19 protein-coding genes are annotated in these 23,462 nt (G+C 56.1%); 1 reads left to right on the forward strand and 18 read right to left on the reverse strand.

All coding sequences use genetic code 11. The annotated features are described in order from the left end of the window. Positions 1-8: 8 nt before the first annotated feature. The 8 genes from AC1MKH_RS18170 to AC1MKH_RS18205 all read right to left on the reverse strand — a co-directional run bounded on the left by AC1MKH_RS18170 (position 9) and on the right by AC1MKH_RS18205 (position 13,903). A complete protein-coding gene (locus AC1MKH_RS18170; protein WP_149464790.1) occupies positions 9-629 on the reverse strand; it encodes a YfgM family protein in 621 nt (206 codons plus the stop codon). A 33-nt stretch (positions 630-662) separates the two neighbouring features. After that, a complete protein-coding gene (hisS, locus tag AC1MKH_RS18175; RefSeq protein ID WP_231826519.1) occupies positions 663-1,937 on the reverse strand; it encodes a histidine--tRNA ligase in 1,275 nt (424 codons plus the stop codon). Between the two features lie 239 nt (positions 1,938-2,176). Further along, complete coding sequence (gene ispG / locus AC1MKH_RS18180) at positions 2,177-3,295, reverse strand: flavodoxin-dependent (E)-4-hydroxy-3-methylbut-2-enyl-diphosphate synthase (RefSeq protein ID WP_276219409.1); 1,119 nt, start codon at positions 3,293-3,295, stop codon at positions 2,177-2,179. A gap of 26 nt (positions 3,296-3,321) precedes the next feature. Beyond that, entirely contained in the window at positions 3,322-4,332 is a 1,011-nt protein-coding gene (rodZ, locus tag AC1MKH_RS18185) for a cytoskeleton protein RodZ (RefSeq protein ID WP_276219407.1), read from the reverse strand. A gap of 277 nt (positions 4,333-4,609) precedes the next feature. Beyond that, complete coding sequence (gene rlmN, locus AC1MKH_RS18190; RefSeq protein ID WP_015963435.1) at positions 4,610-5,776, reverse strand: dual-specificity RNA methyltransferase RlmN; 1,167 nt, start codon at positions 5,774-5,776, stop codon at positions 4,610-4,612. A 260-nt stretch (positions 5,777-6,036) separates the two neighbouring features. After that, entirely contained in the window at positions 6,037-6,468 is a 432-nt protein-coding gene (ndk, locus tag AC1MKH_RS18195) for a nucleoside-diphosphate kinase (protein ID WP_015963434.1), read from the reverse strand. Between the two features lie 156 nt (positions 6,469-6,624). After that, the gene (gene pbpC, locus AC1MKH_RS18200; RefSeq protein WP_276219404.1) at positions 6,625-8,949 is read right to left on the reverse strand and encodes a peptidoglycan glycosyltransferase PbpC; all 2,325 of its coding nucleotides are present in this window, start codon (positions 8,947-8,949) and stop codon (positions 6,625-6,627) included. A 1-nt stretch (position 8,950) separates the two neighbouring features. Further along, positions 8,951-13,903, reverse strand: coding sequence for an alpha-2-macroglobulin family protein (locus AC1MKH_RS18205; RefSeq protein ID WP_276219402.1), 4,953 nt, complete (start codon positions 13,901-13,903; stop codon positions 8,951-8,953). 219 nt (positions 13,904-14,122) lie between these two features. On the opposite strand from AC1MKH_RS18205, the gene sseA reads away from it, so the two are divergent. Further along, a complete protein-coding gene (gene sseA / locus AC1MKH_RS18210) occupies positions 14,123-14,968 on the forward strand; it encodes a 3-mercaptopyruvate sulfurtransferase (RefSeq protein WP_276219400.1) in 846 nt (281 codons plus the stop codon). 495 nt (positions 14,969-15,463) lie between these two features. On the opposite strand, the gene sseB is transcribed toward sseA, so the two are convergent. The 10 genes from sseB to iscR all read right to left on the reverse strand — a co-directional run bounded on the left by sseB (position 15,464) and on the right by iscR (position 23,255). Beyond that, entirely contained in the window at positions 15,464-16,240 is a 777-nt protein-coding gene (gene sseB, locus AC1MKH_RS18215; protein WP_276219398.1) for an enhanced serine sensitivity protein SseB, read from the reverse strand. An 85-nt stretch (positions 16,241-16,325) separates the two neighbouring features. Beyond that, positions 16,326-17,609 carry an aminopeptidase PepB gene (gene pepB / locus AC1MKH_RS18220; protein WP_276219396.1) on the reverse strand — a complete coding sequence of 428 codons (1,284 nt, stop codon included), beginning with the start codon at positions 17,607-17,609 and terminating at the stop codon, positions 16,326-16,328. Positions 17,610-17,662: 53 nt separating this feature from the next. Next, positions 17,663-17,863, reverse strand: coding sequence for a Fe-S cluster assembly protein IscX (gene iscX, locus AC1MKH_RS18225; RefSeq protein ID WP_015963428.1), 201 nt, complete (start codon positions 17,861-17,863; stop codon positions 17,663-17,665). 11 nt (positions 17,864-17,874) lie between these two features. Next, on the reverse strand, positions 17,875-18,210 hold the full coding sequence (gene fdx / locus AC1MKH_RS18230) for an ISC system 2Fe-2S type ferredoxin (protein ID WP_015963427.1): 336 nt from the start codon (positions 18,208-18,210) through the stop codon (positions 17,875-17,877). Between the two features lies 1 nt (position 18,211). Then, the gene (gene hscA / locus AC1MKH_RS18235) at positions 18,212-20,062 is read right to left on the reverse strand and encodes a Fe-S protein assembly chaperone HscA (RefSeq protein ID WP_327621902.1); all 1,851 of its coding nucleotides are present in this window, start codon (positions 20,060-20,062) and stop codon (positions 18,212-18,214) included. 15 nt (positions 20,063-20,077) lie between these two features. Continuing rightward, positions 20,078-20,593, reverse strand: coding sequence for a co-chaperone HscB (gene hscB / locus AC1MKH_RS18240; RefSeq protein ID WP_276219391.1), 516 nt, complete (start codon positions 20,591-20,593; stop codon positions 20,078-20,080). A gap of 69 nt (positions 20,594-20,662) precedes the next feature. Continuing rightward, positions 20,663-20,986 carry an iron-sulfur cluster assembly protein IscA gene (iscA, locus tag AC1MKH_RS18245; RefSeq protein WP_004104506.1) on the reverse strand — a complete coding sequence of 108 codons (324 nt, stop codon included), beginning with the start codon at positions 20,984-20,986 and terminating at the stop codon, positions 20,663-20,665. A gap of 16 nt (positions 20,987-21,002) precedes the next feature. Beyond that, entirely contained in the window at positions 21,003-21,389 is a 387-nt protein-coding gene (gene iscU / locus AC1MKH_RS18250) for a Fe-S cluster assembly scaffold IscU (RefSeq protein ID WP_004866383.1), read from the reverse strand. 24 nt (positions 21,390-21,413) lie between these two features. Then, a complete protein-coding gene (gene iscS, locus AC1MKH_RS18255; protein WP_015963424.1) occupies positions 21,414-22,628 on the reverse strand; it encodes a cysteine desulfurase in 1,215 nt (404 codons plus the stop codon). 135 nt (positions 22,629-22,763) lie between these two features. Then, entirely contained in the window at positions 22,764-23,255 is a 492-nt protein-coding gene (iscR, locus tag AC1MKH_RS18260; protein WP_015963423.1) for a Fe-S cluster assembly transcriptional regulator IscR, read from the reverse strand. Positions 23,256-23,462 lie beyond the last annotated feature (207 nt).

Genomic DNA, 23,462 nt, shown 5'->3' on the forward strand with positions numbered 1-23,462 from the left:
GGTCCCTCTCAGATGGACAAATTATTAATTTTCATGCGCATCATTTCGCTGAGCGCAGGAGAAGCATCGCTTTTCGCCCCTGCTTCCCAGGCCGCGCGAGCGCCTTGTTTGTCACCTTTGCTGAGCAGAATTTCCCCGCGCAAATCGGCGACGATAGCCGTCCAGCCTTCGCCTTTAATGCTTTCAATGGTCTTCAGCGCCGCATCCGGCTGCTTCATTTGCAGCTGAACGCGTGCCAGACGCATGCTGATAACCGATTTCAGATTCTCATCAGAAGCCGCAGCTAAGCCCTGGTTAAGCTGTTTTTCCGCTTTATCCAGTTCATTTTTGTCTACGTATTGCTGAGCCAGTTCCAGCGACGCGAAAGCACCGTAGGTGTTTTTCGATTCGGCAGCGAATTTCTCTGCTCCGGCCAGCGCTTCCGGTTTCCCTGAACTAAGAGAAGAAACGGCATTTTCATAGGCCTGTGAAGATTCACGCGCCGTATTCAGCTGATGGGACGTCCAGTAACGCCAGCCAACCAGCGCACCAATCCCTAAAATGACCCCAACGGCCAGCGCTTTACCGTTTTCGGCAAAGAAACGCTTAAGCGCGTCAACCTGGTCGTTATCGTTATTGTACATTTCCACGCAGTCCTTCTCCTGATAAAAATGTCCGGGAGATTAACCCAGAATAGTGCGCAAATGCGCGGCAACGCCGTCCTGCGTTACGGTTGTCTGCTCGCCAGAACGTAAATCCTTCACGACCACATTCGCTTGTGCGACTTCAGACTCACCTAACACCAGAGCAACGCGCGCACCCCATTTGTCCGCACGGGCAAACTGTTTCTTGAAGTTGCCGCCGCCGTGGTTAGTCATCAGTTTCACACCCGGAATTGCATCACGTACCTCTTCAGCCAGACGCATTGCGGCGGACTGAGTATCAGCACCTGAGGCTACCAGGTATATATCGACAACAGGATCGGCTTTAAATTCCGGATTAACTGCCTGAACTAACAAAACAAGTCGTTCGAGACCCATCGCGAAGCCCACCGCCGGGGTGGCGCGACCGCCCAATTGCTCAACCAGACCGTCATAACGCCCACCGGCGCAAACGGTACCCTGCGAGCCCAGGCTGTTGGTCACCCACTCAAACACGGTGCGGTTGTAGTAGTCCAGACCACGCACCAGACGCTGGTTGACGGTGTAGGCAATGCCTGCCGCATCCAACTGAGCGCACAGACCGGCAAAATGTTCGCGAGACTCATCGTCAAGATAGTCGCCCAGCGCAGGCGCGTCGTTCAGCAGCGCCTGAACGTCCGGATTTTTTGAATCCAGTACGCGCAGCGGGTTGCTGTACATACGACGTTTGCAGTCTTCGTCCAGCTTCTCTTTATGCTGTTCGAGGAAGGCAATCAGCGCATCACGATAGTTCGCACGCGCTTCCAGGGAACCAATAGAGTTCAGCTCCAGCGCGACATGTTCAGAAATGCCCAGCGCGCGCCACCAGCGAGCGGTAAGCATAATCAGCTCGGCGTCGATATCCGGCCCTTGCAGACCAAACACTTCGCAACCCAGCTGATGGAACTGGCGGTAGCGGCCTTTCTGCGGACGTTCGTGACGGAACATCGGCCCGATATACCACAGACGCTGCTCCTGATTGTACAGAAGACCATGCTCGATGCCGGCGCGTACGCAGCCCGCAGTACCTTCCGGACGCAGGGTCAGGCTATCGCCATTGCGGTCCTCAAAGGTATACATCTCTTTTTCAACCACGTCGGTCACTTCACCAATCGCGCGTTTGAATAACGGGGTCTGCTCTACAATCGGCAAACGGATTTCACTGTAACCGTAGCTGCCGAGCACGTTTTTGAGTGTGCCTTCAATGCGCTGCCAGATGGCGGTCTCGCCAGGCAGATAATCGTTCATGCCGCGGATGGCTTGAATGTTTTTTGCCACGTTTATTCTCTTTATAAATATAAAAATGAACCCTCAGCGGATTTCCCGCAGGGGTTCAATCATACACGGGAAGTTCGGGTCGTCATATACACTTCATCCTTCAAGTTGCCTCTGCGTTGGCTGCGCTCGTTCACCCGAATCACTTACCCTGGTAAGCTCATCGGGATTCACTCGCTTGCCGCCTTGACGCAACCTGAATGATTTTGTGTATACCTTGAGAACACTAACTTCCCATCTTGTTAATTTTCGACCTGCTGAACATCGATACGATTAGCTTCATCCAGAATCGTCGCCTTCGCACGAATGCGGGCTTCCAGCTGGTCAATCATATCGTTGTTATCCAGACGGTCTTTACGCACGCCATCTTCGTACAAGCCGCTTTTCTTATTACCGCCCGTCACGCCCAGCGTTGATACCAGCGCTTCACCTGGGCCATTCACCACGCAACCGATAATGGAAACGTCCATCGGCGTGATGATATCTTCCAGGCGCTGTTCCAGTGCGTTGACCGTACCGATAACGTCAAATTCCTGACGTGAACAGGTCGGGCAGGCAATGAAGTTGATGCCGCGCGCACGAATACGCAGGGATTTCAGAATGTCGAAACCGACTTTGATCTCTTCAACCGGATCGGCCGCCAGCGAAACACGCAGCGTGTCGCCGATCCCTTCCGAGAGCAGCAACCCTAAGCCGATCGCCGATTTCACCGCGCCGCTGCGTGCGCCGCCTGCTTCGGTGATCCCCAGGTGCAGTGGCTGATCGATCTGCTTGGCCAGCAGACGATACGACTCAACGGCGAGGAAAACATCAGAGGCTTTCACGCTGACTTTGAACTGATCAAAGTTCAGACGATCGAGGTGATCGACATGGCGCATCGCGGATTCCAGAAGCGCCTGCGGCGTCGGTTCGCCATATTTCTCCTGGAGATCTTTCTCCAGAGAACCGGCGTTAACGCCAATACGGATAGGAATATTTTTGTCGCGCGCGCAATCCACCACCATCCGGATACGTTCTTCGTTTCCGATGTTGCCGGGGTTGATACGCAGACAGTCGACGCCGTATTCCGCGACTTTTAGCGCAATACGGTAGTCGAAGTGAATATCAGCCACCAGCGGCACGCTGACCTGCTGTTTGATGAGTTTGAACGCTTCTGCCGCGTCCATCGTCGGCACGGAAACACGAACGATATCCGCCCCGACGCGTTCTAACGCTTTAATCTGATTAACCGTTGCTTCCACATCGGTGGTACGCGTGTTGGTCATCGACTGTACGGCGATGGGGGCCCCATCGCCAATCGGCACGTTCCCAACGTAAATGCGTTTCGATTTTCTACGTTGAATTGGAGCCTGGTTGTGCATGAAAAATCTCCCGCGTTGCCCGTCTGTTACTGTGCCGGTGATTGTTCGGCATTCACGGTCAGACGCGCAACCTGGTTAGTTCTGATAAAACGGCTCAGATCGACAGGTTTACCCTGATACTGGATCTGTACTGCAGCCGGCGCGCCAATTTTCAGTTTGTACGGCGCCTGGCCCACGAGATTCAAGTTACCATCTTTACGCTGCATACCGCTGAACAGTTTTTTGCCGGTCGCATCGGTGACTTCCAGCCAGCAATCCGCGGTAAAGTTCATCACCAGCGCATTCGGGTCAGCCGCTGGCGTAACAGGCTGAGCCGGGTCAGTTGGCAGGCCAGTGGCTACCGGTGCAGTCGTCTGCGCGGTCGCTGCCGGGTCGACATTCGCCTGGGACGGCGCAACAACAGCGTTATTCTGCGCGTCGGTTGCTGGCGCAGGCGTCGCTGTCGGGGCTGGCGTTTGCGTCGCTGCGGTATCTGCTGGCGTCGTTGCTGGCGCGGTGTTATCCGCTGTAGCAGGCGCACTGGTTGCGCCGGTATCTAATGGCACATCCTGAGAACCGGTATTGCTGCTGTTATTGAGTTCCACGGAGGATTGATCCGCCATGGTGGTGATCTCTTCCTGCTGCGCTTTGTGGTTTTGCCACCACCACGCCACCGTAAGACCGACGACCACGAACAGCACCAGCCAGGTGAAGCTCATCAGCCAGCCGTCACGTTTTTTACGACGTTTACCCAGCGAGAAGCTCTGCATCGGCGCGACTTTCGCTGCGCGAACCGGTGCCTGCTTTTCCATCATCGGCAGCAGTTCTTCTTCAGGAATATGAACGAGGCGAGCGTAAGAACGGATATAACCACGCAGGAATGTTGAAGCGAGTTCAGCGGGCGCTTTATCTTCTTCAATATCGCGAACGGTGGAAACCTTCAGGCATAACCGTTCAGCAACCGCCTGCTGGCTGAGTCCGAGTTGTTCACGGGCATTGCGTAAACGGGAGCCCGTGGTACGTGCTTCTTGTTGATCAGGGTTGGTTTCAGTATTCATTCGCTACAACTGCTGGTTCGTGAAATTAAGACTCTGATGCAGACTACGCCTACACCGCGAAACATCCGATCGTTGACTTCGAACAGACAGTATAAGCTGCCCGGTTAGCGACCTCAAAACAGCACCAGAGACGGTAGCGGCACTGTCATTCCTGCGCTACATACTGCCTCAATACTGGCGGAAACGCACCGTAATTATTAACCAGATCAGTACGTTTCGCCTAATCCTTGCCCATTTAACGTCGCGCACGCCATTTCTGCCGTGCGCGAAGGCATGATTACACGGCTTTTACGTCGATAGCCTCGCCCTGCATACGCTTACGCAGGGTACGTTTGGTACGGTCGATAACATCACCGGCCAGCTGGCCGCATGCAGCATCGATGTCATCACCACGAGTTTTACGCACAATAGTGGTAAAACCGTATTCCATCAGTACTTTCGAGAAACGGTCGATGCGGCTGTTAGAGCTACGGCCATACGGCGCGCCCGGGAACGGGTTCCACGGAATCAGGTTGATTTTGCACGGCGTATCTTTCAGCAATTCAGCCAGCTGATGCGCGTGTTCAGTACCGTCGTTGACGTGGTCGAGCATCACGTACTCGATGGTCACACGGCCCTGATTGGCGTTAGATTTTTCCAGATAACGGCGAACCGCCGCCAGGAAGGTTTCGATATTGTACTTTTTGTTGATCGGTACAATTTCATCACGAATTTCGTCGTTTGGCGCGTGCAGGGAGATCGCCAGCGCAACGTCAATCATATCGCCGAGTTTATCCAGTGCCGGAACGACGCCAGAGGTGGACAAGGTGACACGACGTTTGGACAGACCAAAACCGAAATCATCAAGCATGATTTCCATTGCCGGAACCACGTTAGTGAGGTTCAGCAACGGCTCGCCCATGCCCATCATCACCACGTTGGTGATAGGACGCTGACCGGTGATTTTGGCCGCGCCAACGATTTTCGCCGCACGCCAGACCTGGCCAATAATTTCCGAAACGCGCAGGTTACGGTTAAAGCCCTGCTGCGCCGTAGAACAGAATTTACACTCTAACGCACAGCCAACCTGTGAAGAAACACACAGGGTTGCGCGATCGTCTTCCGGGATATAAACCGTTTCAACGCGCTGATCGCCAACCGCAATCGCCCATTTGATGGTGCCATCGGAAGAACGTTGCTCTTCAACCACTTCCGGCGCACGAATTTCAGCGACTTCTTTCAGCTTATTACGCAGCACCTTGTTGATATCGGTCATATCATCAAAGTTATCGCTGCAGTAGTGATACATCCACTTCATGACCTGATCGGCACGGAAGGGTTTCTCGCCTAAGTCTTTAAAAAACTCGCGCATCTGCTGACGGTTGAGATCCAGCAGGTTAATTTTTCCATCTTTATTGGGAACCGCCGGGATGGCGCTCTCAGGCGTGACAATTTGTTCAGACATAATCTTTACCGGCCTCGTTGTTACACGTTATGGCCCCTGGAGGGTTAATAAAAAGAAACGCCCCGGGAGAGCGGTCTGCTCGTCCGGGGGCGTTGCATTGTACAAATTCTGGCGCACGGACGCCACGTCTGCACGTGACATTCGTAAAAATAATCATACCTGTCTCAACCGTAGGCCTGATAAGCGAAGCGCCATCAGGCATTGTGCGGGTGCTTTGCCGGGTGGCGGCTGACGCCTTACCCGGCCTACAGGCTGATCAATTAGCGAGTGCGCGGGCAGACTTCGCCTTCACCGAAGAAGTAAGCGATTTCGCGCTGTGCAGATTCAACAGAATCGGAACCGTGGGTGCCGTTTTCGGTGAAGCTGTCAGCGTAATCTGCGCGCAGGGTACCCGCCAGGGCGTTAGCCGGGTTGGTCGCACCCAGCAGATCGCGGTGACGCTGTACCGCGTTCTCACTTTCCAGAACGGAAACCACGATCGGGCCAGAGGTCATGAATTCAACCAGACCGTCGAAGAACGGTTTGCCATCATGCTCAGCGTAGAACCCACGCGCTTGCTCAACGGTCAGATGCAGCATTTTGGTGCCGACGATTTTGAACCCTGCCGCTTCAAAACGCGCAAAGATGCTTCCAATAACGTTTTTTGCCACCGCGTTTGGCTTGATGATGGAAAAAGTACGTTCAATAGCCATGATTACCTCTGAAATGTGTTCTGTTGTTATGCATACGTCGTATGACCTGGCGCGGATTATAATGAGACAAGCTCGCCTTGCCTATGGACGAAGGTAACATTTTTTTAAAATAAAATTAGCTTTAGCAACATTCTTACGCTAGCTGGCGCAAAAATCTTATTGAAAGGTAAAATTCACCGTCGCTATCTGCCCACCGTCATCTATCACCACCAGTTGATATTCTGCCGCTTTTTGTAACGTAAGCGTCAGATTTTTTCCCGCGCTTTCCTGCGGCTCACCATTCAGGAACCACCAGCGTCGCCCTTCTCCGCCGCTGGTTTGCAGCGCAATCGTAGCCAGAGATTCACCGGGGGCACGTTGGATCACCGCGCCTTCTCGCACGCCAGAAAGCACTAACGGCGGCGCGTCCTGCGTTATTTGTGGCGGGCAAACGGTTGAGGCGGCAGGAAGTCTGGCAGCGCGTCGCTCGCTGGAGGGAAGCCAGGGTTCAAGCGGCAGCGGCCACACATCCAGGGTGGTTTGCTTCGCATCCGGGCAATCTGCTGCAACGCGTTTGCCCTGCGCATCCAGCCAGACCGGGAAGCGAATTCCGCGAATGCCTTCCTGACCGGGCAACAGCAAAGTCGGTGGCTGGCTGCTGTCCAAAAGCCAGGTCGCGAGACGGCGGCGGCAGTTCGCATCGCCCTCCGGCAGCGACTGCCCGCCAGGCCAGCATATCGTCCCACCGCTCACCGAAGCAGGACGTGGATCGGTCGGTAATCCGTTTTTCCCTGCACTGGCGTGGGAAAGTAACAGATTGCTCACCTGATTCAGTAGCGGCACCGCGCTGGCAAAACCAAACTGCCCGGCGACGGGCGTACCGTCTGGCCTGCCGGTCCAGATGCCGATGCTGTAACGCGCATTCAGGCCAATTGCCCACGCGTCGCGATAGCCGTAGCTGGTCCCGGTTTTCCATGCCAGCGGCACCACCTGTGGCAGAGAATCATCGGCCATCGGCTGATCTTCTCCCGCCAGAATACGGCGAATGATCCACGCCGATCCCGGCGACAAGAGCGGGCGTTCCACCAGTGGATCGTCGGCAAGCAAACGTAAGCGCCCTGCTTTACCATGACGTGCAAAAGCGCTATAGGCGGCAGTGATGTCTGCCAGCCTCGCGCCCGCCCCGCCGAGGATCAACGATAAATTAGGCTCCGCGCCTGCAGGCAGTATCAACGGTAAACCGGCGTTACGCAGGCGCGCGGCAAACTGTTTCGGGCCGTAGGCTTCCAGAACCTGCACAGCTGGAAGATTCAGCGATCGCACCAGCGCCTCGCTCATGCTCACCGGGCCGTGGAAGCCGCTATCAAAGTTTCCGGGTCGGTAATCCCCCACCCGGCGCGGCACGTCCTGGAGCAGCGAAGCAGGGTGGATCAATCCTTCATCCATCGCCATACCATATACAAACGGTTTTAATACCGATCCCGGCGATCGGATCGCCGACACCATATCGATATGCCCAAATCGACTGTCGTCAGCGATGTCCGCCGACCCCACCCAGCCGCGCACCTGCATCGTACTGTTATCCACAACGATCATCGCCAGCGAACTGCGCGGCGGCAGGCGCGATTTCCAGTTGAGCGCCATCTCTTCAAGCTGGCGTTGTAGCCCGGCATCCAGCGTGGTGGTGATTTTTTCTGCTTTGCTCATCGCCAGCACTTTGCGCGAGAAGAGCGGCGCCAGCTGCGGCATCTGCCGTGGGAACAACCAGACAGGCTCTTCGCTGGCTTCTTTCACCACCTTTGCGGGCCACACCTGCTGGGTTTGCATGCGGGCCAGCACTTTGTTGCGTGCCGCCTGCGCGCGTTCCGGCCAGCGATCCGGGCGTAAACGACTCGGCGCCTGCGGCAGCACGGCCAGCAACGCTGCATCGGCATAGCTCAATTGTGCGGGCGGTTTACCCAGATAGGCCCAGCTTGCCGCGCCCACGCCCTGCAACGTGCCGCCGAAAGGGGCGCGATTGAGATAGAGGGTGAGAATATCGCGTTTTGAAAGGTGCCACTCCAGCTGAAACGCGCGCCAGAGCTGACGGAATTTACCGCCAAAAGTACGAGGATGAGGGTCCAGCAGGCGTGCCACCTGCATGGTTAGCGTACTGCCGCCGGAGACCACGCGCCCGGACGTAAGATCCTGCCAGGCCGCGCGCAGGATCGACAACGGGTTAACGCCGGGATGATCCCAGAACCAGCGATCTTCATACTGGATCAGCGCATCAAGATAGCGCGGTGACACCTCTTCGATGGTGACCGGATAACGCCAGATCCCTTCAGCGTCAGCAAAACGCCACAGCGGTGTGCCATCCTGAGCGACCACCACGCGGGCGGGCGTCACTTCATGTAACGGCAACGGCCAGAGACGATCGGCCCCCAGCACCGCCAGCCACACCACTACCGCGCTCGCCGCCAGCCAGAGCCAGCGGCGTTTAAACGCAGACCACAACCGCATCTTACGGCGTGACGATCAGCGGGCCATCCGCCTGGCCGGTCGCGCGCCACTGCGGCACATACATCGATTCCACCTGCGGCTGCGGCAACTGATAAGTACCCGGCATCACTGCACGCGCCAGATAAACCAGCGTGACCGGCTGGTTCTCATTGACGGCAACGGCCGCCACAAAGCGATCGTCGCGGAATTCCATATGCTGAATATCCGCCTGTTGCATCTGGTTGATCAGGTTCTGCGCTTCGCCTGCGTTATCCGCAAGGCTGGCGCTGCTGTTTGCCAGGTTTTGATTTTCCAGCTCCAGCCCGGCAGGCAGCATATCAACGACCAGCGCATCCGGTACGTTCTGGCTGGCGTTGATCTCAAGGCGCACCAGCACCAGGTCACCGCTGCGCAGTGACGAGATGGCTTTCGGCCTTCCGTCAGTACCGAGGATCTGGCGTTCAATCTGCAATACGTTACTGACCGGCTCTGGCGAATATTCCGGGTACCCGGTGGCATCGAGGCGCAACCACAGCGGCTGCGTGCCGCTATTAGTCACCTGCAACGCGCCTAACTGGTCCGCATCCAGATTGCGGGTTTGTGCTTTATCGCTCTGCAACGGCGCGGCATCCAGCGACGTTTGCGCCTGCCAGTTGCCCGGTAAATCAGCAAGACCGCGACCCGCCAGGAACAGCGAATTGCTCTCCTGCGTGGATAACCAACGCTCTCCGAACGCCTGCTCAGAGAGCGTTTGCAGCAGCGTGTTTTGCGCATCCGGCAGCAGTTTGTTCTCTTCCATCAACGCCAGCATCAGCGCGTTATCCCGCAGCGCGCTGCCGTAATCACCAATCCAGCGCGGCGTGTCGGCACGCGGCGTTTTCAGCGCCAGTTGAATGGCTTCTTCACTACGCGGCGCATCGCCCATCGCTTTCAATGCCACGCCCAGTTGCATCAGCGACAGGCCCGATTTCGCCTGCGCGTGACGTTCCCAGATTTCGCGCAGCGCGCCGAGCGGCGCTTTCTGCTGACGCGCCAGCACCTGCGCGGCATAAGCCTGAACGGCAAAGCGGCTGGCGGCAACGTCATCGCTGTAGCGAAGGGTCATCAGCCCCGGCTCCTGTAGATAACGCAGCAGACGGTTATTGCCTTTGTTGATGGCGTCTGCCGGTACGCTGTAACCCTGCTCGCCCGCGCGCACCAGGAAGTCCATCGCGTAGGCGGTCAGCCAGTACTCTTCCGGGCCTTCTTTATCCCACAGGGCGAAACCGCCATCCTGACGCTGCATTTGCAGCATCCGTGAAATTCCCACATCTACCGCCGCGCGACGTTTCTCATCGCTGTCGCCGGTAATACCGAGCGTTTTGAGCTGCGCCGCATTGGTGTATAGCGATGGGAAAAGACCGCTGGCGGTCTGCTCCAGACAACCATACGGATACGCTTTCAACTCGCGGATATAGCGCGCCAGGTTCAGCGGCGGCTTACCGCTCAGCAGCAGTTGCCCCTGAACCGTTGCCGGAGAGAAATTCGCCAGAGAGTCCGGCGGCACATTCCAGCTTTCGCCGGGTTGCAATGCAGCCCCCATGTTCACCGTCTGCGCCGGGAAGGCCGGGCGTACGCCCAGCTTCCAGGATTTACTGACCGGCGGCAACGTTTCCCCCGGTAATGTCAGGCCACTTACCGTGATATCCACCTGACCGTCGCCAAAACCCTCTTTCGCGCTTACCGGCACAAACTGAATATTGCGCACGCCCGGCTGTAACGTAATCGGCGCAGGCTGCGCGCCTTCCAGCTGAATCAACCCGCTCGCCGCTAGCTGTACGTTCAGCGTTTGCGGTTTATCCGTGAGGTTAGTGATATCCAGCGTCAGACGCGCGGTATCGCCGCCCGCCAGGAAGCGCGGCATGTTCAGTTCAGCAATCACCGGCGCGGCAACCACCACTTTATCTTCGCTGCTGCCAAAATCTTCATCGGTCCACGCCTGCGCCATCACGCGCAGCTCGCCGTTGAAATCGCCAATCGGCAACGTGACGGTGCCTTCGCCGTTTTCATCGAGCGTTACCGGCTGGGCCTGTTGCGCGATAATGGTGACGTGGTTAACCGGCGGTTTACCGCCGCGTTTCAGTTCGTCGCCATCACCACCAAAGCGCAGGCTCGCCAGACGACCCTGCCCTTCAATCACCTGGCCGTAGATATCATAAATATCCGCGCCGTAGCGTTTCTGGCCAAAGAAGCCCTGCCACGGATCGGGCGTGGTGTAATCAGTAATGTTCAGCACGCCGCTGTCCACCGCCGAAAGCAGCACGTTCACTTGTTTCGGCGCTGCGCCCTCTTTACGGTCAACTTTCACTTTCACCGTCAACGGCTGATTCGGGCGCATTTTCGCAGGCGCATCAAGAGCGATATTCAGACGACGGTTCTCATCGCCGAGCGGCAGATGCAGTACGCCGACCGCGCGCTTTGGCGTGGCGGAACGGGATTTGTCACCCGGACGCACCACCAGCGTGCTCAAATAGAGGTCATGACGATTCCAGCTTTTATCCACCGGAATGGTGAGATCCAGCCCTTCCGCCGGAACGGTGATTTCCTGCCACCACAACGGGCCTTCGCTCGATTCCACCATCGCATAACCTTTGCCCGCCGCCGGAGCGGCTACGTGCAGCTTGATGGTATCGCCCGGTTTATAGGACGGTTTATCCAGCTTCATGGTCACGCGATCCGGGCGCGCCGCGCCGCTGCCATCGCTGTTATCCTGCCAGCTGTATCCGGCCCAGAAACGTACGCTGCTCAGGGTATCGTTCGGCCCTTTCACTTCCAGACGATAGGCGCCCCACTCAACCGGGAAACTGACCTTGCCAGTTTCATCGGCTTTCAGATTAAGGCTCTCTTCGCCTTCCACCAGGTCTTTCTGGTCAAACTGGGATTTCCAGCCCTCGTCTTCTGACCAGTTCCAGTAGTAGTCACGACGCTCACGGATAAGGCGAACCTGTAAGCCTTCTACCGCTTTGCGCTCGCCCTGCGCGTTGGCATAAACGATATCAAATGCGGCCTGGCTGTCTTCGTCAACAATCGGCTGATTCACCGTGGTATCGGTGCGATAGTCATATACTGCTTTGCTGGCGAACTGTGGGCGAATACCCGGCAGTTCCGGCGCCGGCCAGATAGCCTGTTCGGCGCGACGCGTCACCGGGCGGCCACCGGATTCCAGCAGGCTGGCCTGTAAAATGACCTGCAACGGGGAATGTGCTTCCTGCCACTGGCTGGAGATAGTCACTTCCCCGCGCCCTTTTTCATCCAGCGTCAGGCTGGCTTCATCCAGACTGCGCGAGAGATTTTGTTCCGCAATATCGCCAAACTGGAAACCCGGCAGCGCGGCAACGGCATCACGAAGCGGACGCAGGAACAGTTTGCCCTGTAAGGTGTTGCCATTGGCCGGTGCGCCATAGAGGTAGTAACCGACAACGCCAAACTTCACATCATCTTCTGGTGCCAGCGGGGTTTTCTCGGCGCTCAGGTTAAGCGCCAGACGTTCCGGCATGAAATCTTCAACGTGGAAATCCCACTCCTGGCGCTGGTTATCACCGGTGTTGGCGCGAATATGCCACATCCCGGTCGCCGCGCTGCTATCGAGTGGATAGTTCAACTGATACAGACCGTTCACCGGTTTGCTGACCACGCTGCGCACCACCTGGCCGTCGGGTTTCACCACGTCGATTTTGACCGGTTGTTCCGCCAGCGGTTTGCCATCGCCATCGCGTAGCAGGCCGTTAAGGATGACGGTTTCACCTGGACGATAGAGATCGCGCGGGCCAAACATGAAGAATTGTTTGCTGTAACCTGGCGCGCCGGCAATGGCGAATTCAGCGAGATCGAGCGCCGGGAGTTTGAGATCGAGAAGCGTGGTTTGGCCATCTTTGCGCGCCAGCACCAGCGCCGCTTCTTTATCGGTTTGCAGCGTGGCGTGCCCCTGCGCATCGCTGTTCGCCTGCGCCAGAGTTTGCCCTTTTTCATTCAGCAGTTGTACATCGACCGCCGACTGCGCCGCGCCGTTTTCCAGACTTTGGGTAAAGACGTCCAGACGATTGTGATAGCGGTGCGCGGAAAGGCCGATATCGCTCAGGGTAAAGAGCGTGGCGGCATTACTGTAGTTATAGTGCCCGGCCTGATTCATCACCGCGATGTATACACCGGACTGTTGCAGCGGTTTGATATCTTTCAGCGGCAGCAGCAGTTTCTCGCGGGTGTTACGCTCCGGGTTGAGATCGAAGCGCCCGGTGTAGACTAAATCCGCCATTTTCAGCAGTTCGTCAGATTCCCAGTTGCTCAGCGAGTTACGGTATTCCCACGAACTGACAAACGAGGCCAGCGACTCCGGCTTCACGCGGTAGAAGTTGACATCGACGTTGTTAACGTTGAGCGCCATCACTGGCAACCCTTCCACCACTTTGCCCGGCAGCAGCGAACCACGGCTGGCAAAACCGACCGTTGGCGCAATATCGCGGGTAGAAATTGTTTTTTCGACGCCTTTGCCCAGCGTCTCTTTATTCACGGCAACCAGTTCAGGATCAATGGTCACAATCAGTTCGCGTTTTGGCTCCAGATGCCGCAGACGCAGTTCTTTCAGATTCGGGGCAAGCTCCCAGGCACCGTCAATTTTGCCGTTCTTTTTATCGACGGCATGCACGGTTTTGGCGAAATCCTGATTGGGATCGAGCGGCACTGAGAACGTGAGCACCAGCGCCGACGCGCCTTCAAGCTGCACTTCCGAGGCATCCAGCAGAGTTAAGGCCTTTCCTTCGCTCTGTTGAGCCAGTTTGGCTAACATCGCGCTATCAGGTTTTGCGGGAGCAGGCGTCGCCGGGGTAGACGTTGTGGCTGCAGGTGCAGGCGCAACGGTTTTCTCTTTATCGTTATTATCACAGCCGGCAAGCGTCGACGCGGCAAGCAGCGCAAGTGCCGCCAAACGGAAGGGTTTCATCCTTAGAACCTCTGGCTCTGGAGCCTGTTTGTCATGAATGCTCAATAGTATTACGCGTGAACAGCGTTTTACCACCTCTCCGGACGTTTAAATTGCGGTCTTTTTCCGAATTATTTATTCAGTAACTTATTCGGTGTTATCACATACCTGGAGTCATTAACTTGTCACTGCCCGGCAAAACGCCGACAATTCTTTTACAACTGATAAATGGAGGCCCATATGAGCACCTCTTTCTTTGTCGCCGCCGACTGGCTGGCAGAACACATTAACGACCCGGAAGTTCAGATTATCGATGCGCGCATGGCGCCGCCGGGGCAGGAACATCGTGATATGGCCGCAGAATACCGCGACGGTCATCTCCCTGATGCTCTTTTCTTTGATATTGAAGCGCTTTCAGACCATACCACCCCGCTACCGCATATGATGCCGCGCCCGGAAGCCTTCGCGGTTGCTATGCGTGAACTGGGCGTCAGCAGCGATAAACATCTGGTGGTGTACGATGAAGGTAATCTCTTCTCCGCACCACGCGCCTGGTGGATGCTGCGTACATTTGGCGCTGAAAAAGTCTCAATTCTGGCTGGCGGATTAGCGGGCTGGCAACGCGATGATTACCTGCTTGAGCAGGGTAATGTCGATATGGTCGAAGGCGACTTCGAGGTGAAATTCGACGCACAGAAAATTAAGCGCCTGACCGACGTGCTGCTAATTAGCCACGAAGGCACTGCGCAAATCGTCGATGCCCGCCCGGCACCACGCTTTAACGCCGAAGTTGACGAACCTCGCCCGGGCTTACGTCGTGGGCACATTCCCGGGGCACGTAACGTGCCGTGGGGCGATTTAGTCTTCAACGGTGAGCTGAAAACCGTTGATGAATTAACCGCGATTTTTGACCGCGCAGGCGTTGACCTCACCCGCCCAATCGTCGCCAGCTGTGGTTCCGGCGTAACGGCGGCAGTGGTTGTACTGGCTCTGGCGACGCTGGAAGCCGATGATGTGACGCTGTATGACGGCGCCTGGAGCGAATGGGGCGCACGCGATGACTTGCCGGTTGAGCCGGTGAAATAACCCGCATTGCAGCAATAAAAAAACCGCCCATAAAAAGGCGGTTTTTTTATTGCTGGTCTGGTTCGCGGCCTTTCCAGCGGGTTGTGTTGCGAAAGCAACGCAGGTACTCCCCAGTGGGGAAATAATCCGTTTTCAGAGCGCTGAAGTCAAGTCCACTTATGGAATAACCTTGCAAAAAGAGAGTATTATTTACTCGGCCCTTTCCGCCGTCTCGCAAACGGGCACTGGCTTAAGGGAAGGTCGTTCCGTGGCCGTATGCGCAGGTACCCCCAGTACTTGCTATCGCGTCATTATCGCCAGTGGTGCTGCCGTGATGCGGTCTTTGCATGGACCGCGCAATGAAACGATACGTTTGTATCGTGCTTATTGTAACCAGCACGCTGTTTGCTCACGTTAACGAAGACTGGGATCTTTCAGGCTACGCTTTTCGCAACGCAATCAATGTAATGGGCAGGTAAGCCAGGATGCCGCCCTTCGGGGCGGCCTTCCTCAAACTTAGATAATCCGATTCTGTTTAAAATCACGCAGGAATCCGCCCCAGCGGCGTTCGTAGAACGGGGTGATATGTTCGGTAATAAAGTGGCTGATACCCTTCTCCCCTTTTACCACCTGACAGATATCAATCGGTTCATCACCCGGTAGCGTATCCGTTGCCACGCTGCCTGCGGCGTGAATAATCTCTTCAATATCCCCGTCGGCTTCAATACCAATCAGCAGGTTCGCCTCGCCTTCTGCGCTCTCTTTGATTGAACAGATAAACGCGCGTTTCACCGGTTTAATGGTTTTAAACAGCGTGGTGAGCGAATCCACCATCTGCGCGGGCGGCTCCGCCACTTCGGAGAGAATCAGCGATTCGCCGCCTTCCAGAATTTCCTGGGTACTGAGCGGGTTTCCCTCTTCACCAATCAGATGGCTGATTTCGCGCGGAGTGAACTCTTTCCCGGTCGGCAGTTTGGCGTTGAGGAACAACGTTTCGCCGAGAGTCATTTCAAACAGCGTGCGAACGGGCATTACCACGAACGCCTGTTCCTCTTCCACAGCCTGCTGCAAGGCTTCCAGCGAGGTGAAAAACGGAATGACGGACGTTCCGTCATCTTTTTCCCAGTGCTGTAAATCGAGCGCGCTGTCTTCCACAATTTGCTCGCCTTCCGCCGCTGTGCCGGGCACCCAAACGGTGGATTCCAGCAGCGTGCGGAAGAACGCAGGGCGATGCGCCGGTTCGGTCGCCGCCTGTTCAAGCAGAGTTTCTAATTCGTTTTTGGTTTCGGACATAAGAATCACAGATAAAAAAACATGTAGGGCGGGCAAGCGAAGCGCCCCCGCCGTTATTTGCCGGATGGCGCTGCGCTTATCCGGCTTACGCTGTCAGCAGATTCGCAATCGTGCGCACGCCCAGCCCGGTCGCCCCGGCAGCCCACTGCTCTACCGCGCCTTTACGATAGGTAGCGGAGCAGTCGATGTGCAGCCAGCCCTGGTGATAGTTTTCAACGAAGTGAGACAGGAAGCCCGCTGCGGTGCTTGCACCCGCCGGATAGGTGGCGTTCGCGGTGTTGTTCAGCTCGGCAAAGTTGGACGGTAACTGATTACGGTGGAACTCCGCCAGCGGCAGGCGCCAGAACGGTTCGTTTTCCGCCGCCGCGCTCGCCATCATACGATTGACCAGGCCATCGTCGAAGCTAAACAGCGCGTGATAATCGTTACCCAGCGCAGTTTTCGCCGCGCCGGTGAGGGTAGCTGCATCAATAATCAGCTCCGGTTTCTGCGCAGAGGCGTCGATCAAACCATCGGCCAGCACCAGACGACCTTCCGCATCGGTGTTCATCACTTCGACATTCTTACCGTTGCGATAGTGAATGATATCGCCCAGTTTGAAGGCGTTGCCGCTCACCATGTTGTCGGCGCAGCACAGGTAAAGTTTCACACGTTTGTTCAGACCACGGGTGATCGCAAACGCCAGCGCGCCAGTGACCATTGCCGCGCCGCCCATGTCGGACTTCATCGAGTCCATGAACGCGCTTTGTTTCAGGCTGTAACCGCCGGAATCGAAGGTGATGCCTTTGCCGACCAGGCAGGCGTAGACCGGCGCTTCTTTATCGCCGGTTGGGTTGTAGTCCAGCGCCAGCAGCACCGGTGCGCGCTCAGAGCCACGGCCTACGGTGTGAATCCCCATGTAGTTCTGCTCGCGCAGATCTTCGCCTTTAGTGATGCGATAAGAGACGTGATCGCAAGCCACGCTGCACAGCAGATCAACCGCACGCTGCGCCAGTTGTGACGGGCCAACCTCTTCCGCCGGGGCGTTGATGGTGTCTCGCACCCAGTCGATGATAGTCAGGCGGTTATCCAGTTCCTGACGCTGTGCGTCATCCAGTTCCGGCCATTCCACTTTGCGCGTGCCTTTCGGCCCCTTATAGCCGGCCCAGAAGGCCCACGCGCTGTCGGTGCTCCAGCCTTCGCCGGTCAGCGCCACGTGTTTAATACCCAGACCATCAATTTTACGCGCCGCGCGCTGAATCAGGCCCAGGTCGTCCTTACCGGTCAGGTGCAGGGAGATTCCATTATCGTTAATGCTATAAGTCGCTTTTTCGCCCCAGCGCGCATCGGCGGGCTGCGTGGTAAGCGTAATGTTCATCGCTTCGGTCATTTTAGTTATCCTTATTAGTAAACGGGCCACCCGAAGGCAGCCCGATATGTGACTTATTCAGCTTCGTCTAACCAGACTAGCAGAATTGCCTCAAGGATTTTTTCATTTGATGCCTGAGGGTCATCATCAAAATCCTCAAGGTCGCAAATCCATTGGTGCAGGTCAGTAAAGCGCACGGTCTTCGGATCGGTATCCGGGAAGGTGTCGTAAAGCGCTTCGCCGATTTCACGGCTGTCGGTCCACTTCAGTCCCATACTATCCTCTGTTAGTGCTCGCGTGCGTGGTTAATAGTGTAACGCGGAATTTCGACCACCAGATCTTCGTCGGTGACGCGCGCCTGACAGCTCAGACGGCTATCCGGTTCCAGCCCCCAGGCTTTATCCAGCATATCGTCCTCGTCTTCAGTGCTTTCCGGCAGAGAGTCAAAACCTTCACGCACGATGCAGTGGCAGGTGGTGCAGGCACAGGATTTTTCGCAGGCGTGTTCAATCTCGATACCGCTACGCAGCGCAGCATCCAGAATGGTTTCACCGGTCTCAGCTTCCACAACTACGCCATCCGGACACAGGTCCTGGTGGGGCAGAAAAACAATCTTTGGCATATTAAACCTCGTCCACGGATTGGCCTTTCAGCGCAGTACGGACAGATTGGTCCATACGGCGAGCGGCGAATTCCTGGGTTTGTTTATCAACGTTTTTAATGGCTTGTTCTATGGCGTCAGTGTCATTGCCTTCAGCTACCGCGCTCAGATGCGCAGCGGCTTCATCAATCACCTGACGTTCTGCGGCGCTTAACAGCGCGGCATCGGCGGCCAGAGCACCGGTCAAACTCTCCAGTACGCGTGCTGCTTCTACTTTTTGCTCCGCGAGCATACGGGCTTTGACATCGTGCTCGGCGTAGCTCATGGAATCCTGAATCATGGTGGCGATTTCACCATCGGTCAGACCGTAGGACGGTTTGACCTGAATTGAGGATTCCACCCCGGTGGATTTCTCCATCGCGGTGACGCTTAACAGCCCGTCGGCATCCACCTGGAAGGTGACGCGAATATGCGCCCCACCCGCCGGCAGCGCCGGAATACCACGCAGCGCAAAACGGGCCAGCGAACGGCAATCCTGCACCAGTTCGCGCTCGCCCTGCATCACGTGAATAGACATCGCCGTCTGACCATCTTTAAAGGTGGTGAACTCCTGCGCGCGCGCCACTGGAATAGTGGTGTTACGCGGGATCACTTTCTCCACCAGGCCGCCCATCGTTTCCAGACCGAGCGACAGCGGAATAACATCCAGCAGCAGCATTTCGCTGTCTGGCTTGTTACCCACCAGAATATCAGCCTGAATCGCCGCGCCAATGGCAACGACTTTATCTGGGTCAATAGAGGTGAGCGGCGTGCGGCCAAAGAATTCACCCACGCGTTCACGCACCAGCGGAACACGCGTTGAACCACCGACCATCACCACTTCCAGCACCTCATCCGCTTCCACGCCCGCATCTTTCAGCGCGCGACGGCAGGCCATCAGGGTGCGTTTAACCAGTGCGGAAATCAGGTCGTTAAACTGTTCGCGAGTGATCTCGCCTTTCCAGCCTGCAACCTCAACCGTCACACTCTGAGCATCGCTCAGGGCGATTTTAGCGGCAATAGCGGCATCCAGCAGTTCGCGCTGCACGCGGTTATCGCTACGATCGGCAATGCCCGCCAGTTCACGAATATGATCGGCCAACAGGTGGTCGAAGTCATCGCCGCCGAGCGCAGAATCACCGCCCGTCGCCAGCACTTCAAACACACCGCGGCTTAAGCGCAGAATAGAGATATCAAATGTCCCGCCGCCCAGGTCATACACGGCAATCACGCCTTCCTGACCGGAATCCAGGCCATAGGCAATTGCCGCAGCGGTCGGTTCGTTAAGCAGACGCAGCACATGCAGGCCCGCCAGACGCGCGGCGTCTTTGGTGCCCTGACGCTGTGCATCGTCGAAGTAAGCCGGAACGGTGATCACTACGCCGTCGAGTTCACCGGCGAGCGATTCAGTCGCCCGCGCCGCCAGCGCTTTAAGGATATCGGCAGAGACGCGAATCGGGTTCAGCACACCGGCCTCAGTAACCAGCATCGGCAGGCCATTTTCGCTCGCCTCAAACTGGTACGGCAAATGCGGGTAACGCGCCTGAATGTCGGCCAGCGAGCGGCCCATCAGGCGTTTGACGGAACTGACGGTGTTAGCAGGGTCCTGCGCGGCATTGGCGCGCGCGTCATAACCCACGACGTGGCCCTGCGCCTGGTAATGGACAACAGAGGGCAGCAGGTGACGACCCTGGCTGTCAGCCAGTGTTTCCGCCTGACCGCTACGGACCGTCGCAACCAGAGAATTGGTGGTGCCTAAATCGATGCCAACCGCCAGACGACGCTGATGCGGCGCGGCACTCAGACCAGGCTCACTAATTTGTAATAAGGCCATATTGAGCTTCCGAAATTAATAGTCGAGCAGTTTTTCTTCGAGTTGTTCAGCACTGCTGCGCAGTTTATCGAGAAAACGCAGTTTACGCACGGTATCCGCCGCCGTCTCCCACGCTTCATCGTCTAATTCTTTCACCATCTGCTGATGGCGGGTGTCGAACATCGCTTTGACGCGTTTAATAAACCCTTCCAGACGCGCTTCATCCTTCGCCTGTTCAATCTCGTCCAGCTCTTCGCGCAGTTCCAGTTGTTCCATCAGAAAGGCGGTATCGCGCACCGTGTGCTGCTCGCTGGCTAAATCAAAACCGTGCAGCGACAGGAGATATTCTGCGCGCAGCAGCGGATGACGCAGCGTTTGCCAGGCCTGATTGATGGTTGCGGAACGTTGCACCGCAGCGAGTTGTTCGGCCGCGCTGGCGCTGGCGAATTTGTCGGGATGGTTCTGACGTTGCAGATCCTGAAAACGGGTCGCAAGGGCCTGAGTATCGACGTGATAGTGGGCGGGTAACCCGAAGAGGCTGAAGTAATCCATAACAATCTCAGGGTAAATAAAACAAAACCCCACCCACAGATGGCCTGCGGTGGGGTTGGTGACGTTCAGTTACACGTTAAAGCTTTCGCCGCAACCGCACTCATCTTTGACGTTCGGGTTAGTGAATTTAAACCCTTCGTTCAGGCCTTCTTTGACGAAGTCCAGTTGAGTGCCGTCGAGGAATTGCAGGCTTTTACCGTCGATCACCACCTTCACGCCTTTGTCTTCGAACACGGTATCTTCTGCCGCAGGTTCATCAACAAATTCCAGTACATACGCCATACCCGAGCAGCCGGAAGTTCTCACGCCCAGACGCAGACCAAACCCTTTACCGCGGTTGGCCAGGAAGGTATTGACTCGCGCTGCTGCACTGTCGCTCAATGTAATCGACATAACAAAACCTCAATTCTTATTTTGCTTCACGTTTGCTTTTGTAATCCGCAATGGCGGCTTTAATCGCGTCTTCTGCCAGGATAGAGCAGTGAATTTTCACTGGCGGCAGTTCAAGTTCGTCTGCGATGTCGGTGTTTTTAATCGCCTGCGCTTCGTCCAGAGACTTGCCTTTTACCCATTCGGTAACCAGCGAGCTGGATGCGATGGCGGAACCGCAGCCGTAGGTCTTGAAACGCGCGTCTTCAATGATACCTTCATTGTTGACTTTAATCTGCAACTTCATCACGTCGCCACACGCTGGCGCGCCAACCATGCCGCTACCCACGCTATCATCGCTGTTGTCGAAGGAGCCAACGTTGCGCGGGTTCTCGTAATGATCAATAACTTTTTCGCTGTATGCCATGATTGAATTCCTCTTATCTACCGATTAGTGATGTGACCATTCGATGCTGTTCAGATCCACGCCCTGTTTGAACATTTCCCACAGCGGAGAAAGGTCGCGCAGACGGCCAATGGAGTTACGAACCAGTTGAATGGTGTAGTCAATCTCTTCTTCGGTAGTAAAACGACCTAAAGAGAAACGGATAGAGCTGTGTGCCAGCTCGTCGGTCATGCCCAGCGCACGCAGCACGTAGGATGGCTCGAGGCTTGCAGACGTACAGGCGGAACCGGAAGAAACGGCCAGGTCTTTCAGGGCCATAATCAGCGATTCACCTTCAACAAAGTTGAAGCTGACGTTAAGAATGTTCGGCGCGCCCTGCTCGAGGTCACCGTTCAGGTAAACTTCTTCCATATCCTTCACGCCGTTCCACAGACGGTTACGCAGACCGCGCAGACGGGCCATTTCGGTTTCCATCTCTTCTTTCGCGATACGGTAAGCTTCGCCCATGCCGACGATCTGGTGAACAGGCAGGGTACCAGAACGCATGCCGCGCTCGTGACCGCCGCCGTGCATCTGCGCTTCAATGCGGATACGCGGTTTACGACGCACATACAGCGCGCCAATCCCTTTCGGGCCATAGATTTTGTGGCCGGAGAAGGACATCAGGTCAACTTTCAGCTGGCTCAGGTCGATAGGCAGTTTGCCCACGCTCTGGGTCGCATCAACGTGGTAAACAATACCGCGCGCACGGCACATTTCGCCGATGGTCGCGATGTCCTGTACCACACCGATTTCGTTGTTCACGTGCATGATAGAAACGAGGATGGTGTCATCACGCATCGCCGCTTCGAGTTCTTTCAGGTCAATGATACCGTTGCGCTGAGGGGCAAGGTAGGTGACTTCAAAACCTTCACGCTCAAGCTGACGACAGGTGTCCAGCACGGCTTTGTGTTCGGTTTTGCTGGTAATAATGTGCTTGCCTTTTTTCTGATAAAAGTTGGCTGCACCTTTAATTGCCAGGTTGTCAGATTCGGTTGCACCGGAGGTGAAGACGATTTCGCGCGGATCCGCACCGACCAGATCGGCAATCTGATTACGGGCGATATCTACCGCTTCTTCAGCCTGCCAGCCAAAACGGTGAGAACGGGAGGCCGGGTTACCAAAGGTTCCGTCCAGGGTTAAAAACTGCATCATTTTCTCGGCAACACGCGGGTCCACCGGCGTGGTTGCGGAGTAATCGAGATAAATCGGTAATTTCATTGCTCTTAAACTCCGTACATCGCTTCAATGCAAGGAATCAGGCTATCGGCTGGATGTACGACCGAGGAGACGGAGCGCGGTACGCTCCGGCCTGATTCTGAAATCTCTTTATTATCCGTCGCGCGGATATTTATATTACGCGCGCAGTTTGACGTCGATTGCGTCTTGCGCACGGGTGCTGCGCGTTGTTTCATGGGTGTGCTGGCGACCAGACACATCCAGTACTTCCTGGTTATTCACCAGTTCGCCCAGCGTAATGTTGTTCAGGAAGCCGGTCAGGCGATCGCTCAGGTCGCGCCACAGCGCGTGAGTCAGGCATTTATCGCCCCCCTGACAGCCGCCTTTACCCTGGCAACGGGTCGCGTCAACGGATTCGTCAACTGCGCTGATAACTTCGCCAACCGCGATGTGGTTAGCTTCTTTACCCAGCAGATAGCCGCCGCCAGGGCCGCGAACGCTGGATACCAGACCATTTTTACGCAGACGGGAGAACAGCTGCTCCAGGTAGGAAAGTGAAATTCCCTGTCGTTCTGAAATATCGGCCAACGGCACCGGGCCCGCTTCGGAGTTGAGTGCAACGTCCAGCATCGCGGTCACGGCGTAACGCCCTTTAGATGTCAGTCTCATGTCTTACTTAACCTCAAACTCGCCCCTGCCCGGGGTTTTTAATAATATATGTGTGGGTATTGCATAGCAGGACCAAGTCTGACATTCCCGAGTAAAATGGTCAACTATTTACTTGAGTAATTTAGTCAGGTATTTAACATTCAGTGCGGTCTGATGCCCTCACCCCGGCCCTCTCCCACAGGGAGAGGGAGAACACAATGCACAGTC

This window comes from Pseudocitrobacter sp. CD920760, from assembly GCF_057782505.1.